This is a genomic window from Micromonospora sp. LOL_025, from assembly GCF_048060285.1.
Classification (GTDB): domain Bacteria; phylum Actinomycetota; class Actinomycetes; order Mycobacteriales; family Micromonosporaceae; genus Micromonospora.
On the sequence record NZ_JBHMIR010000002.1, the window covers coordinates 273,265 to 287,880 of the forward strand.

The window sequence follows — 14,616 nt, forward strand, 5'->3', positions numbered from 1 at the left end:
AAACTTTCCACGCATCGATGACTGTGGTTGACTTTCGTCATGCGGAGAGCTCTCGTCTGGCTGGCGGCCGTGCTGGTCGCCGCCCCACTGCTCGTCAGCCCGGGAGTGGCCCAGGCTGCCACCACGACACCTTCGCTGGTCATCGCCAGCGACTTCCCGGACCCCGACGTCGTCAAGTTCGGCGGCACCTACTACGCGTACTCCACCAACAACGGCCACGGCAACGTCCCGGTCGCCACGGCCACCTCGCTGACCGGGGCGTGGACCAGGCGGCCCGACGCGATGCCGACCCTCGGCGCCTGGGCCAACGGGGGCCTGACCTGGGCGCCCGACGTGTCCCAGCGGGCCGACGGGCGGTACCTGCTCTACTACACCGCCCGCAGCCGGGCCACCGGCCGGCAGTGCCTGGGCGCCGCGCTGGCCACGTCGCCGCTCGGCCCGTTCACCTCCGTCGGCACCCAGCCGCTGGTCTGCAACGCCGGCGAGGGTGGCGACATCGACGCGGCGAGCTTCACCGACAGCACCGGCCTGCGTTACCTGCTCTACAAGGACGACGGCAACGCCATCGGCCAGCCGACGAGCCTCTGGCTGCAACGGGTCGCGGCCGACGGGGTGACCCTCCAGGGCGCCCGGGTCGAGCTGCTGCGCAGCGGTCGCGCCGAGGAGGGCGGCATCATCGAGGCGCCGGTGCTGACCAAGGTCGGCGCGCAGTACGTGCTCTTCTACTCGCTCGGCGGCTACGGCGGCGACGGCTACCAGACCAGCTACGCCACGTCCGCCTCGCTGACCGGCCCGTACACCAAGGCGTACCGCTCGCTGATGACCACCGCGTCGCTGGACTCGGCGGTACGCGGGCCGGGCGGCGCGGACGTGGTGCGCGAGGCGGGCGGCGACCACATCGTCTTCCACGGCTGGATCAACAACTACTCCGCCCGGGGCATGTACGTGGCGGCGCTGGGCTGGGCCGGCGGGAACCCCGTGGTGCGGGGCAGCCGGGTGCGGTACGAGGCCGAGCGCGGCGGGCTCAACCGGTGCGCCGTGCGCGCCGCCCCGAACACGTCCCAGGGACAGGTGGTGGCGTACATCGACCACGCGGACAGCTGGGTCGAGGTCACGGTCTTCGCGCCCCGGGCCGGCGGCTACCGCGCCCACGTCGCCTACGCCGCCGGCTACGGCGACGCCCAGCACACGCTGACGGTCAACGGCGCGAACCCGAAGGTCGTCACCTACCCCGACACGGGCTGGGACGTCTGGCGCCAGGTGGGCGTCGACGTCACGCTCAACGCGGGCTTCAACACCCTCCGGTTCACCCACCTGAGCCGCTGGGCGGAACTCGACTTCGTCGAGGTGGCGTAGCCGCCCTGCCCGCGCCGAGAGGGCGTGGAGATCCTGGTGGGAAGGTGCCCCTCCGGGGGCCGGTTCCTACCAGGATCTCCACGCGGAGCGGGGTCAGGCCCCGGCGACGGGAGCGGTCAGCACTAAGGTCTCCAGGGACTCGCCGCCGTACCAGTCCGAGCGCCGTCCCACGTGGGTCATGCCGAGCCGGCGGGCCACCGCCATCGACGCCTCGTTGCCGGGCGCCACGACGGCGTACACCTCCCGCGTGCCGGCGGCCAGCTCCCGCGCCGCCGCCGCCCGGGCCGCCTCGGTGGCGTACCCGTGGCCCCACGAGTCGGGGTGCAGGTGCCAGCCCACCTCGATGTCCTCGGTCGGCACGCTCTCGTCCCGGCCGGGCAGCGGCTTGAGCAGCACCGTGCCGGCCACCACGCCGGTGTCGCGGACCTCGATCGCCCAGGTGCCGTACCGGCCACCGTGCCCCGCGTGCCGCTCCCGCCACATCGCGAGCCGGTCGGCGGCCTGCGCCGGGTCCGTCAGCGGCAGGCCGGGCGCGCCCAGCCAGCGGGTGACCTCGGGCCGGGAGTAGATGTCGAAGAGCCGGGCCAGGTCGGCCGGGTCCTCGGTCCACTCCCGCAGTACCAGGCGCTGGGTGGTGAGAACGGTCATGTCCCGTGATCATAATGAGTGACGCGGGACGGTACGGGGAAAGAAGCCGCGATGGGCGGCGGATGGCAACGGGCGAAGCGGATCACCAGTGCGGCGTTCCGCCCGCTGCGGGGCCGGGACCTGTCCCTGCACGCCGCCGCCATCACCTTCTACGGGGCGATCGCCGTGGTGCCGGTGGCCCTGCTGGCGATCTGGCTGACCTCGCTGCTGGCGGGGGCCGAGCGGGTGCGCCGGCTCACCTCGTACGCCGTGGACACGCTGCCGGACGCGATCGGCGCGCCCCACGCGGTGCAGGCGCTGGTCGGGGCCGGGGTGGGGCTGACCCCGCTGCTGGCCCTGGCGTCGCTGCTGCCGGCGTCGCTCTACGGCGAGGGGCTGCGCCGCGCCTTCGTCTCGGTCGCCGTGCCGCGCAGCGAGGAGTCGCTGGTCGGCTGGCGGGGCCGGCTGCTGCTGCTGCCGCTGCTGGCGCCGGCCCCGGCCCTGCTGCTGTCGATCCTGCTCGCGCTGCCCACGACGACCGGGCTGGTCCGGCAGGGCGGCTGGACCGGCGCGCTGGGGGTGGTGCTGTCGTTCCTGGCGGTCTGGCTGGTGCTCACCCCGGTGCTGCTCTGGGTGTTCCGGGTGGTCGGCCCGGCGTCGCCGGACTGGCTCTCCGCGCTGGGCGTCGGGTCGTTCACCGCCGCCAACCTCTCCGGCTTCCTGCACGGCTTCGTGCTCTTCGCCTCGCTCCCGATCGACCTGGGGGTGCCGTTCGGGGGCTTCGACGAGATCGGCGCGGGGGTGGCGGTCCTGCTCTGGCTCTACCTCTTCCACGTGATCGTGCTGGCCGGCTACTCCGCCACCCTCGCGCTGTCCCGGTGGCGCGACCGCCGCGGCGCCGCGCCGGCCGAAGCCGCGCTCGACGGCGGGGCCGGCGCCGCACCGGCCGGGCGGCCCGACGGTCAGGCTCGGAAGGGGCCGGCGACCTCGTAGGTGATCCCGTCGCTGCCGGTGGAGTTGCCGGAGGCGCCGCGCTGGGACGAGAAGTAGAGTCGTGACCCGTCCGGGGAGAACGCCGGGCCGGTGATCTCCGAGCCGGACTGGCCGAGGATGCGCAGGAACGGGGCGACCACGCCGGCCCGGGTGATGACGTTGATCTCCATGTTGCCGCCGTCCTCGGCGACGTAGAGGTCCCCGCCGGCGGTGCCGGTGATGTTGTCGACGCCGGTCAGCGGCGCCGCCCCGGCCGGCACCAGCGAGTCGTCGTACGCCAGGTCGAGACGCTGGTTGACCGCGTCGTACGCCCACACCCGGTTGTCGCCCTTGGTGGTGAACCAGCAGGTGCCCCGGTCGTACCAGCACCCCTCACCGCCGTCGAAGTGTCGGGCCGCGCCGACCTGCCAACGCGTCGGCACCGGGAAGCCGTCCCGGTCCGGCAGGTCCCGCCAGGTCACCGGCCCGGTCACCTGGTCGGCCGGGGCGCAGAGCACCTGCACCTTCCCCGTGCGCAGGTCGCCCCAGGTGTCGGGGACGAAACGGTAGAAGCAGCCGTCGTCCTCGTCCTCGGTCAGGTAGACCACCCGTCGATCCGGGTCGCAGGCGGCCGCCTCGTGGGTGAACCGGCCCATCCGGGTCCGCTCCTCGGCCGCCCGGCTGCCGTCCGGCCAGGTCTCGAACACCCGCCCCAACGGCACCTCCTCGCAGGACAGCCAGGTGCCCCAGGGGGTCGCCCCGCCGGCGCAGTTGACGTTGGTCCCGCCGAGGATCCGGTACGCCGCCGCGATCGAGCCGTCGGCCCGGAAGCGCACCGCGGAGGCGCCGCCGATCAGCGGCACCTCGGAGTTGGAGACGTAGATCCAGCCGTCCCCGGCCGGGAAGCAGGCGCCGCCGTCGGGAGCCAGGTGCCACAGGTACGAGGTGCCGGGCACCCGCTGCCCGGATCGGGCGACGACCCGGCTGGTGAAGCCGGCCGGCAACTGGAGGCCGTTGCCGTCGGCGGCGAGCAGATCGCCGTACGGGCCGGGTCCGGGTTGGGCGGGGGCGGCGAGCGCGGCGCCGGCCCAGAGACTGCCGGCGAAGGCGGCGCCGCCGGCGACGGTGGCGCGCAGCAGGGTACGACGGTCCATCGGAGGCTCCCGGAGGGTGCGGGGACGATGCCCCGTCGACGCTAGGGCCGACGGGGCATCGATGGAAGCCTCTATTTGGTGAACGCGGGGTGACGGGCCTCCGGAGCCGCCGGCCCGGGCTCGTCGGACTCCTTGATGCCGAAGCGGCGGTAGACCCGGGCCAGCGGGCCGGGGGCCCACCAGTTCCAGCGGCCGAGCAGCCGCATCGTGGCCGGCACCAGCAGCGCCCGGACCAGCGTCGCGTCCACCACGATCGCCACGATCATGCCGATCCCGATGAGCTTGATGTACGCCATCTCGCCCGTCGCGAAGCCGGCCACCACGATGATCAGCAGCAGCGCGGCGGCGGTGATGATCCGCCCGGTGCGCTGGAGCGCGACGGCCACCGACGCGGTGTTGTCGCCCGTGCGGTCCCACTCCTCGCGCACCCGGGAGAGCAGGAACACCTCGTAGTCGGTCGCCAGCCCGAAGAGCACGGCGAGCATGAGGATCGGGTTGCTCGGCTCGATGAACCCGGTCGGGGTGAAGCCGAGCAGGTCGGCGAAGTGCCCGTCCTGGAAGATCCAGACCACGACGCCGAACGACGCGCCGATCGACACCAGGTTCATCAGCACCGCCTTGACCGGCAGCACCACCGAACCGAAGGCGAGGAACAGCAGGACCAGGATGGCGGCGGCCATCAGCAGGGCCATCCAGGGCAGCCGCTCGGCGAGACCGTCGATCAGGTCGAGGTCGACGCCGGGCCGGCCACCGACGAGCACCTCGGCGTCGGCCGGCGGCGGCAGGTCGCGCAGCGCCCGGACCACGTCGTGCGCCGCGTCGCCGGTCGGCTCTCCCGGGTAGGTCACCGTCAGCAGCGTCGACGCGCCCCGGTTGGCCGCCACCTGCACCCCGGTCACGCCCGGCACCGCGGCCACCCGGTCGGCGAAGGGCTGCACCTGCTCCGGGGACGCCCCGGAGACCAGCACGTCGATCGGCGCGATCGTGCCGCCGGGGAACTCGGCGGCGATCCGCTCGGAGACCACCCGGGGCTCGGCGGTCGCGGGCAGCACCCGGTCGTCGAACCCGCCGAACTCCATCCGCAGGATCGGCGTGGCCAGCAGCAGGAGCAGCACGGTCACCCCGACCAGGTAGCGCACCGGGCGGCGCATCACGCTGTGCGCGATCCGGGCCCAGGCGCCGCCCGTCGCACCGTTCGCCGGCCGCGCACCGCGCGCCCCACGCCGCCACGGCAGCGGTACGCGCAGCGCGTCGATCCGGTGGCCGAGCACCGCGAGCAGGGCCGGCAGCACGGTCAACGCCGCCAGCATGGCGACCAGCACGGCGGCCATCCCGCCGAGCGCCATCGAGCGCAGGAACGCCTGCGGGAAGATCAGCAGGCTGGCCATGGCGGTCGCGATGGTGAGCCCGGAGACCAGCACCGTCCGCCCGGCCGTGGCCATGGTCCGCCGGATCGCGGCCGGGGTGTCGTGCCCGGCGGCCAACTCCTCGCGGAACCGGCTGACCACGAAGAGGGCGTAGTCGACCGCCATGCCCAGGCCGATCAGGGTGATGACGTTGATCGCGAAGACCGACACGTCGGTGACCATGTTGACCAGCCGGACGGCGACGAACGCGCCGAGGATGGCGAGCCCGCCGATCAGCAGGGGCGTGGAGGCGGCCACCAGCCCGCCGAAGATCAGCACGAGCAGCACCAGGAGCACCGGCATGGAGAGCAGTTCCGCGCGGGTGATGTCCTTGGTGGTCTGGGTGTTCGACTCCTGAAGGGCCGCCGTGGCGCCGCCGACCTCGGTCCGTACGCCGGGCGCGGCGAGCGCCGGCCGCAGCTCCTCGTACGCGGCGGCCTTGTCGTCCTTGTCGGCGGCGCGGAGCTGCACCAGGGCGTAGGTGGCCCGGCGGTCGGTGGAGAGCAGCGCGGGGGCCTGGGTGTCGTACCAGGTGGTGACGCTGGTGATCTCCGGGCGCTCGCGCAGCCGGGCGACGGTGGCCGCGACCGGGTCACGGAAGTGGGGCTGGTCGACGGTCGAGGCGTCGCTGGACCAGAGCACGACGAGGTCGGCGCCCTGCGGCCCCAGCTCCCGGGTGATCCGCTCGGCGGCCCGGCTGGACTCGCTGGCCGGATCGTCGAAGCCGCCGCCGGTCAGCTGCCCGAAGACCCCGACCCCCCAGGTGGAGCCGACCGCGACGAGCACCAGGGCGGCGGCCAGCACCGACCAGCGCAGCCGCACGACCATGTGTCCCCACCAGGCGAACATTCGCCTCCCCCTCCGACGACGGCTACGCTGTGACCATCGCTTATTTGAGTGAACGCCGTTAACTATCGCAACGGCGGTCGTTTCGGTCAAGGGAGTCAGCCGGATGGGCGCACCGAGCCGACGGGAGCGCCTGCGCTCGGCGACGGTCGCCGAGATCAAGGACGGGGCTCGGCGGCTGCTGGTGACGGGCGGGGCCGACGCCGTGTCGCTGCGGGCCATCGCCCGCGACATGGGCATGACCGCGCCGGCCATCTACCGCTACTTCCCCAGCCTGGAGGCGCTCGTCGCGGCGCTTGCCGGCGACCTCTACGACGAGCTGCGGCTGCGGCTGGAGGCGGCCCGGGACGACGCCGGGGGCGAGCCGGTCGACCAGCTGCTGGCCATGTCCCGTACCTTCCGCGCCTGGTCCGTGGCGCATCCCGCCGAGTTCGGGCTGATCTTCGGCGCCCCGACCCCCGGGCGCAACGCCCCCGTCGACGACTGCGCCGACCCGGACCATCCCGGCGCCCGCCTCGGCGCGGTCTTCATCCGACCGTTCCTCGCCCTCTGGCGCCGCTCCCCCTTCCGCACCCCGCCGCCCGAGCTGCTCCGGCGGCACCTGGGCGGACGGCGGCTGGAGCCGCTGCGGCTCAGCCACGGCGAGGTGCCGGTCGAGGTCGCGTACGCCTTCCTCTCCGGCTGGACCCGGCTCTACGGCCTGGTGGCCATGGAGGTCTTCCACCAGTTCGACTGGGCGGTCACCGACGCCGAGGCGCTGTTCGAGCTGGAGCTGGAGACGTTCACCGCCCAACTGCGGGGCGACGCGCCGACGGGCGACGACGCGCCCTCCTGAGGGGCACGTCGGCGTCTCCGGGGCGTCTGGGGCCGGCAGATCGGCGGGACGGGCTACCGCCCTCGCGCCCGGGTCCGCTCCCGGTGCCCGGCCCGGTCGGGCCGGCCGACGTGGCTGCGCTCGCGCCAGGACTCACCGAGCCAGAGGTGCGGCGCGTGGTGGCGGACCGCCGCCACGGCCACGGGTACGTGGGCGGCCTCGACCCGGAGCCGGTGGCGCAGGCGGGGCAGCCCGGGGCGGAACGGCTCCTCCTCGCGCACCAGCGTCCACAGCACCGGGTCGTCGCGGTCGATGGGACCCGTCGGGTACAGCTCCAGGGAGTGGAAGCTGGACCTGTGCCCCTGGCTGTGGAACAGGCCGACGCCGGCGAGCGTGCGCCACGGTATGACCTGGCACCGGGTGCCCGTGTCGAACCACATGCCGACGTGGTCGACGAGGATCCTCGTCCGCCGTTGCCGCCAGAACACCACGAGGAGCAGGCCGCCCGGCACACCGAGGGCCGCCAGCATGCTCGCCGCGACGAGCCCCGCGACGGGTGACCGTGGCTGGTGGCTCCCGCCGATGACCGCGACGGCCGCGACGAGCCCGCCGACCCCGGCCAGGACGAGGAGCAGGGCGACGGGCAGCCCGGTCCGGGCACGACGTCGCCCGGTGGGTATCACCGCGGCGTTCGGGGCGGGGGCGGGCAGGGCGAAGGGTGCTGCCATGGCAGGCGAGCCTACCGGGGCCAACCTGCCCTTCCACCTGCCCCTTCGTCATGATCCGCACTGTGGGACCCACGGTCGCTCCCGGGGCACCGGGCCCGCCGGCAACGGGCGGCCGACGACGAGCGGCCGACAGGCGGTGAAGGGCTGACCGGCGGCGGCTGCGGGCAGTAGGCTCCCCCGGCATGGGTGACGAGCTGCCGCCCCGGGCCGACGTGGTGATCGTCGGCGCCGGGCACAACGGTCTGGTGTCCGCGATCCTGCTCGCCCGCGCCGGGCTGGACGTGCTGGTGCTGGAGGCGGCGGACGTCGTCGGCGGGGCCACCCGCACCGAGGCGCCGTTCCGCAAGGTGCCGGGGCTGCGCCACTCCACCGGGTCGTACCTGCTCGGGCTGATGCCGCCGGAGCTGCTCGCCACGCTGGACGTGCGCATCCCCGTGCTGCGCCGCGACCCGCACTACTTCCTGCCCACCCCCGGCGGCCCCGGCTCGCCGTACCTGCTCTTCGGCAGCGACGCGGCGGCCACCCGGGCGCAGCTCGCGGAGTTCTTCTGCCCCGCCGACGTGGCCGCCGACGACGCCCTCCAGGCCGAGCTGGCCGCGCTGCGCGACGATCTCGCCCCGGCCTGGCTGGCCGAGCCGCTGCCCGTCGAGGAGACCGCCGAGCGGCACGTCCGGCCGGCGCTGCGGCAGGTCTTCGTCGACCTGGTCCGCGGCTCGGTCGCCGACCACCTGGCCCGCTTCGACTTCCGCTCCGAGCTGCTGGTCAGCATGTACGCCGTCACCGACGGCCTCTCCGGGCTCAACGCCGGCCCCGACGACCCGGGCACCGGGCACAACTTCCTCGTCCACAACATGTGCCGGCTGCCGGGCTCCGACGGCACGTGGATGATCACCGAGGGCGGGATGGGCACCGTGTCGCGCGTCTTCGCCGACGCCGCCCGGGCCGCCGGCGCGACGATTCTGACCGGCGCGCCGGTCAGCGCGATCACCCTGGACGGCGGCGCGGCGGGCGGGGTGGTCCTCGCCGACGGGCGGGAGGTCGCGGCCCGGGTGGTGCTCGGCGCCTGTGACCCGTACCGGCTGATGGACCTGCTGCCCGACGGCGCGCTCCCGGCGCCGCTGGCCGACCGGATGGCGGCGGTCCGCCGACCCGGCACCACGCTCAAGCTCAACCTGGCGCTGACCGGCCTGCCCCGCTTCTCCTGCCTGCCCGGCGACGCGCCGAGCCCGTTCGGCTCGACGATCCACCTGCTGCCCGGCTCGGACTCGCTGACCGGTGGGGGCGGCGAGCCGCCGATGGCGGCGCTGCGCGCCATGTGGGCGGACGTGCAGGCGGGGCGGCTGCCCGACGAGCCGACCATCGAGTGGTACCTGCACACCACGGTGGACCCGTCGCTCTCGGACGGCCGGGGGCACCACTCGTCGGCGCTCTTCGTGCAGTCGGTGCCGTACGAGCTGGCCGGCACCACCTGGGACGAGGCGCTGCCCGGCTACGTGGACCGCCTGATCGGGATCTGCGAGCGGTACGCCCCCGGCACCGGCGACCTGATCGCCGACGCGGTGCCTCTGCCGCCACCCGGCATCGAGGCGCACTTCGGCATCACCGGCGGGCACATCCACCACGTCGACAACACGGTCTCGTTCACGGACCGGATGCCGTACGCCACGGGCGTCGACGGCGTCTACGCCGGCAGTGCCGGCTGCCACCCGGCCGGCAGCGTCATCGGCGCCGCCGGCCACAACGCGGCCCGCCGCATCCTCACCGACCTCTCCCGCTGACCACCCGCCCCCGCTCCCCTGCTCGCCCGTCCCCGTGCCCGGGAGCGTCGATCATGCAGTTATGGTGCCCGATCCAGGCGACTTGGGGTGGTTTTGTCACCCACCACAACTGCATGATCGACGCGGGAGGGGCGGCGGGGCGCGGGGCGGGGGGTTAGTTGGCCGGTTTGGCCGGCTGGGCGGGGGTGTGCTGCTCGTCGGCGCGGCGGGCGCGGACCTTGTGGCCGACGCTGGTCAGGCAGCGGCCGCTGGGCAGGTCGAACTTCCAGCCGTGCAGCTGGCAGGTGAGCTGGTCGCCGTCGACGATGCCGAACCGGGTCAGGTCGGCCTTCAGGTGCGGGCAGCGCCGCTGCACCACCCAGTCGCCGAGGGTGATGTCCTCGGCGTCGCTGGTCCGCTCGTGCTCGTCGTACCAGCCCTCGGCGTACTGGAGGCGTTCCGTGGAGAGGCACTTGAAGAAGGCGTAGACGAACTCGTTGTACTGGCCGATCCGGGCCGCCGAGAAGCGGCAGGAGAGGAAGAGGGAGTTGACCCAGTCCACCTCGCCGATGTGCAGCAGGTGCTCGATCAGCGCCCGCTCCGTACGGAACCGGTAGCGGACCTTCTCGTCGGCGTACGGCCGGACCTGCTTGCCGGGGAAGTCCACCACGATCGACTCAATCGTCTCGCCGCCCGAGTCGTCGGTGCCCACCAGGTCGAAGCGGACCGGGCCGCCGACCCCCTTGGCCAGGTAGATCGACTCCTCCAGCAGGGGCTCGACGCGGCGCTGCATCTCCTTGAGCACGTCCACCTCGGGGTGCCGCCAGGACGCCTTCTCGGCCTCGATGACGGGCCGCTTGCGCTCGCGCATCTCCTCCAGGTGGGCGACCTTGTTCGCGAAGAACTCCTCCACCGGCACCGGGTGGCTGGTCTCGCAGCTCTCCGTGGTGACCTCGGCGACGCTGCCCGGGAGCAGCACGACGCCGTTGGTGCCGCCGACCTTCGCGTACTCGCTCAGGAAGACCGACTGGTCGGGGAAGATGTTGCCCTCGTCGCCGTGGATGTCGTTGAACTGCCACAGCTCGTCGTCGAGGAAGCAGGGCGGGCCGGCGATCGGGAAGACGTGGTCGGCCCTCAGGTCGTCGATGTAGCGCCAGGTGCGGTCGAACTGCCGGTCCCGCTTCTGCTTGCCGAACGCCGTCTTCGCCGCCTGCGGCAGCTCGTAGACCATCGGGTACCAGATCGCGCCGGAGAACTGGAGCATGTGCGCGTGCACGTGGCCCAGCTCGGCGAAGACGCTCAGGTCGGTGGGGCGGGCGTCGTTCTGGTTGAGCAGCCGGACCCCGTCGTACTCCACCCACAGCGAGGAGTCGCCGATCGGGCCGTCGGTCGGGCTGGTCAGCGCCTGGATCATGATCTTCAAGCCGCCGTCCAGCTCCACGACCTGCTCGTTCGGCGCCTTCAGGAACTTGGTGAAGCCCAGCTCCCGCAGCTCGTCCTCCATCTCGGAGGTGGGGAACGCGGGCAGCAGCACGGTGGCCGACTTCGACACGAAGCGCTTCAGGTGCGCCGCGTCGAAGTGGTCCCGGTGCAGGTGGGAGACGTAGAGGTAGTCGACGTCGCCGAGCGTCTCCCAGTCGAGCAGGGAGTTGTCCGGAAACGGGAACCACGAGGCGAAATAGGCCGGATTGACCCACGGGTCGCACAGGATGCTGCCCGCGGCCGTGTCGATCCGCATGCTGGCGTGCCCCGTACCGGTCACTCGCACCGCAGTTCCCCCTCAAAACGACAAACAAGGTGTACGCCAGAAACGCTACCGGAGGGAGTCTGGCGACCTACCCGCGACGCCGGTAGTGCCGATACGCCCGTGCGGAGCCGGGCCCTTGGTCCCCACCTGCCGGCCCGCGCACGTCCTCCGGGCCGGCGCCCGCCTCGCACGGTCGGATCGTGCGGTCCGCCCCATCGGTCGGACCCAGCGCCGGGCCCGGCACGGGGCGTGCCAGACTAACCGGAGATCCGATCGCGAGGGAAGGACCGACAGTGGCAGGAAGCGAGCCGGTAACGTCGCCAGACCAGCACAAGCCCGGGCACCGCAAGTCCGGGCGGATCGGCGCGGTTGTCTCCGCGCTGGCCCTGCTGGCGATGCTCTGCGGCAACCACGAGGGCAGGGTCGAGAACATCTGGCTGATCGGCCTGGCCGTGCTGCTGCTGCTCATCGTCATCGGCGACACCGTGCTGCGGCGCAACGGCCTGCGGTCCTGACCGCACCCGCGTCAGCCGGCGTCGCACCGGTCCGCGCGCCGGAGGCCACACGCACGAGGGCCCGCCCCCGACCGGGGAGCGGGCCCTCGCCGTACGCGGATCAGCGGCCGAACAGGATGTCCTGCACGTCCTTGAGCGCGGCGTCGACCTCGGCCTCGAAGTAGCCGCCGGGTACCAGCCCGAAACGCAGTGTGTCCAGTTCCTTCGGGTTCACCGGCATCGGGTTGCGCCCCTGCATGCCGCCCAGCAGCGTGTCGAAGAACCGGTCGACCTGGTCGGGGTCGTACCCGCTGCCGAACCGGCGCACCTGGAAGCTGCGCCGGATCTGGTCGACGCGGTAGAGGTCGCTGCCGGGCGGGCCGGCCATCGGCGGGCCCGCCATCGGCGGCGGGCCACCGACGGGTGCGCCACCAACGGGTGGGCCACCGACCGGCGGGCCGGCGTGCGGCGGACCGGCGTGCGGCGGACCGCCGAAGCCCGGCTGCGGCTGCGGAGGGGGCCCGGCCGGGCCGCGGCCCCGCAGGTCACGCAGGTCCCGCTCGGGCATCCGGATCTCGGCGGTCATGTCGGCGCGAGCGCGCCGGCCGGCCTCGAACCCGTCGAAACGCGGCTCGTCGCCGTAGCCACCGGGGCCGTCGCCGTAGCCGCCCGGACGGTCGCCGTAGTTACCCGGACCGTCGCCGTAGCCACCGCCCGGACCGTCGCCGTAGCCACCACCCGGGGCGTCGGCGTACTTGCCGGGGCCGTCGCCGTAGCCGCCGGGGCCGTCGCCGTAGCCGCCGGGACCGTCGCCGTAGCCGCCGGGGCGGTCGCCGTAGCCGCCGGGACCGTCGCCGTAGCCGCTGGGGCCGGCGGGCAGGCCGCGCGGCGGCGGAGCACCGTGGCCCATCGGGGCGTTCGGTCCCATCGGGCCGGGGCCGCGCGGCGGCTCGTAGCCGCCCCGGGGGGCGTCGTAACCACCGGCGAAGGCACCGGTGGGCTCGTCGTAGCGGCCGTAGCGGTCGCCGGGCGGACCGGCCTGCGCCGGCATCGGCCGGGGCGGCATCGGCTGCGGGACCGGCGACATGCCGCGGTCGTCGCGCACCGGCGGGCCCATGCGGTCCGGGGGACCCATCCGGTCGGGCGGACCCAGGCGGTCGGGCGGACCCATCCGGTCGGCGTCGCGGGGGTCGCCGCCGCGGCCGCCGGCGCCACCGCGCTCCTCCAGCTCGGCCAGCTGCCGCTCGACCCGGTCGAGGTGCAGGTCGACCTGCCACTCGTCGTAGCCGTTGAAGCGGACCCGGAAGACGACGTCGTGGACCTCCTGGGAGGCGACGGGGGCACCCACCGGCCGGCCGTCGAGCGTCGCCTCGACCCGATCCAGGAAGGCGTCGACCTCGTCGACCTTGTATCCCCGGCGGAGCGCCTTACGCCGGAAACGCTGACCCTGACTCGCCACTATGTCTCCTGGTCTCGTTCGCTACGCCCGGTCACGCCTTCTCCCCGGCCCGGTCGGTGTCGGTGTCCATGTCCTCGGCGGCGGCGAGCTGCCCGCACGCTCCGTCGATCTCGCGACCCCGGGTGTCCCGCACGGTCGTCGACACCCCGGCCTCGCGCAACCGCCGGACGAACTCCCGCTCGACCGGCTTGGGGCTGGCGTCCCAACGGCTGCCCGGAGTCGGGTTGAGGGGGATGAGGTTCACGTGGGTCAGCTTCCCGGCCAGCAGCCGCCCGAGCAGATCGGCTCTCCACGGCTGGTCGTTCACGTCCCTGATCATGGCGTACTCGATCGACACGCGACGCCCTGTGCGGGCCGCGTAGTCCCACGCCGCGTCCAGCACCTCGGACACCTTCCAGCGCTGGTTGACCGGCACGAGTTCGTCGCGCAGCTCATCATCGGGGGCGTGCAGCGACAACGCAAGGGTCACCGAGAGGTCTTCGCTGGCCAGTCGGCGGATGGCCGGGACCAGGCCGACCGTGGAGACCGTGATGTGACGCTGCGACAGCCCGAGCCCCTCGGGCGCCGGGGCGACCAGCCGACGGATCGCCGCGACCACCCGGGAGTAGTTCGCCAGCGGCTCGCCCATGCCCATGAAGACCACGTGCGACAGGCGCGGCGGAGAACCCGCCACCGCTCCGGAGGCGGCCACCCCGGCCAGGTAGACCGCCTGGTCGACGATCTCGGCGGTGGAGAGGTTGCGGGTCAGTCCCGCCTGGCCGGTGGCGCAGAACGGGCAGGCCATGCCGCAGCCGGCCTGGCTGGAGATGCAGACGGTGACGCGGTCCGGATAACCCATCAGCACGCTCTCCACCAGCGAGCCGTCGTGCAGCCGCCAGAGCGCCTTGCGGGTCGCGCCGTCGTCGCAGGCCAGCTCGCGGACCGGGGTGAGCAGCCGGGGCAGGAGCTGGTCGGCGAGCTTCTCCCGGGTGGCGGCCGGCAGGTCGGTCATCTGCCCCGGATCACGCACCAGCCGACCGAAGTAGTGGGTGGAGACCTGCTTGGCGCGGAACGCCGGCTCCCCCAGCTCGGTGACCAGGGCCCGGCGGCCGGCGAGGTCGAGATCGGCGAGGTGACGGGGGGGCATCGCGGGCCGCCGCCCGGGGGCGTCGGGGTCTGCGGGGATCAGGGGCAAGCTCGTCATGGCGCGTCCAGTCTGTCACGCCGGACGGCCGACACACCTGTCCGGAGGTGCCGAATCGCCCCCCGCCGCCCGG

The 14,616-nt window shown here is 73.7% G+C and carries 12 protein-coding genes; 5 read left to right on the forward strand and 7 right to left on the reverse strand.

Annotated elements, in window-relative coordinates; all coding sequences use genetic code 11:
- The first annotated feature begins 39 nt into the window (after positions 1-39).
- Positions 40-1,356: a family 43 glycosylhydrolase gene (locus tag ACFHW0_RS03950; protein ID WP_416605513.1), complete on the forward strand. Its 1,317-nt coding sequence runs from the start codon at positions 40-42 to the stop codon at positions 1,354-1,356.
- A gap of 93 nt (positions 1,357-1,449) precedes the next feature.
- Here ACFHW0_RS03950 and ACFHW0_RS03955 read toward each other — a convergent pair whose 3' ends face one another.
- The gene (locus ACFHW0_RS03955; protein WP_416605515.1) at positions 1,450-2,004 is read right to left on the reverse strand and encodes a GNAT family N-acetyltransferase; all 555 of its coding nucleotides are present in this window, start codon (positions 2,002-2,004) and stop codon (positions 1,450-1,452) included.
- A gap of 51 nt (positions 2,005-2,055) precedes the next feature.
- Between ACFHW0_RS03955 and ACFHW0_RS03960 the strand changes: the two genes are divergently transcribed.
- Complete coding sequence (locus ACFHW0_RS03960) at positions 2,056-2,976, forward strand: YhjD/YihY/BrkB family envelope integrity protein (protein ID WP_416605517.1); 921 nt, start codon at positions 2,056-2,058, stop codon at positions 2,974-2,976.
- Here the strand turns inward: ACFHW0_RS03960 and ACFHW0_RS03965 are convergent.
- Together ACFHW0_RS03965 and ACFHW0_RS03970 are read right to left on the reverse strand one after the other, a co-directional pair.
- Positions 2,946-4,109 (reverse strand): alkaline phosphatase PhoX, encoded by a 1,164-nt coding sequence (locus ACFHW0_RS03965; RefSeq protein ID WP_416605518.1) that lies wholly within the window; start codon positions 4,107-4,109, stop codon positions 2,946-2,948. The two genes, ACFHW0_RS03960 and ACFHW0_RS03965, sit on opposite strands and share 31 nt — an antisense overlap.
- A 71-nt stretch (positions 4,110-4,180) precedes the next feature.
- A complete protein-coding gene (locus ACFHW0_RS03970; RefSeq protein WP_416605520.1) occupies positions 4,181-6,364 on the reverse strand; it encodes an MMPL family transporter in 2,184 nt (727 codons plus the stop codon).
- A 103-nt stretch (positions 6,365-6,467) separates the two neighbouring features.
- Between ACFHW0_RS03970 and ACFHW0_RS03975 the strand changes: the two genes are divergently transcribed.
- Positions 6,468-7,196: a TetR/AcrR family transcriptional regulator gene (locus ACFHW0_RS03975; RefSeq protein WP_416605521.1), complete on the forward strand. Its 729-nt coding sequence runs from the start codon at positions 6,468-6,470 to the stop codon at positions 7,194-7,196.
- A 53-nt stretch (positions 7,197-7,249) separates the two neighbouring features.
- On the opposite strand, the gene ACFHW0_RS03980 is transcribed toward ACFHW0_RS03975, so the two are convergent.
- Positions 7,250-7,903, reverse strand: coding sequence for a hypothetical protein (locus ACFHW0_RS03980; protein WP_416605522.1), 654 nt, complete (start codon positions 7,901-7,903; stop codon positions 7,250-7,252).
- Positions 7,904-8,085: 182 nt separating this feature from the next.
- Between ACFHW0_RS03980 and ACFHW0_RS03985 the strand changes: the two genes are divergently transcribed.
- Complete coding sequence (locus ACFHW0_RS03985) at positions 8,086-9,681, forward strand: phytoene desaturase family protein (RefSeq protein ID WP_416605523.1); 1,596 nt, start codon at positions 8,086-8,088, stop codon at positions 9,679-9,681.
- Positions 9,682-9,835: 154 nt separating this feature from the next.
- Here ACFHW0_RS03985 and ACFHW0_RS03990 read toward each other — a convergent pair whose 3' ends face one another.
- On the reverse strand, positions 9,836-11,428 hold the full coding sequence (locus ACFHW0_RS03990) for a Rieske 2Fe-2S domain-containing protein (RefSeq protein ID WP_416605525.1): 1,593 nt from the start codon (positions 11,426-11,428) through the stop codon (positions 9,836-9,838).
- A gap of 272 nt (positions 11,429-11,700) precedes the next feature.
- On the opposite strand from ACFHW0_RS03990, the gene ACFHW0_RS03995 reads away from it, so the two are divergent.
- The gene (locus tag ACFHW0_RS03995) at positions 11,701-11,922 is read left to right on the forward strand and encodes a DUF2631 domain-containing protein (RefSeq protein WP_121396083.1); all 222 of its coding nucleotides are present in this window, start codon (positions 11,701-11,703) and stop codon (positions 11,920-11,922) included.
- Between the two features lie 100 nt (positions 11,923-12,022).
- Here the strand turns inward: ACFHW0_RS03995 and ACFHW0_RS04000 are convergent, their stop codons facing one another.
- Entirely contained in the window at positions 12,023-13,360 is a 1,338-nt protein-coding gene (locus ACFHW0_RS04000; protein ID WP_416605526.1) for a DivIVA domain-containing protein, read from the reverse strand.
- Positions 13,361-13,391: 31 nt separating this feature from the next.
- Positions 13,392-14,543, reverse strand: a complete 1,152-nt coding sequence (gene rlmN, locus ACFHW0_RS04005; protein ID WP_416605528.1) for a 23S rRNA (adenine(2503)-C(2))-methyltransferase RlmN — start codon at positions 14,541-14,543, stop codon at positions 13,392-13,394.
- Positions 14,544-14,616: the final 73 nt, after the last annotated feature.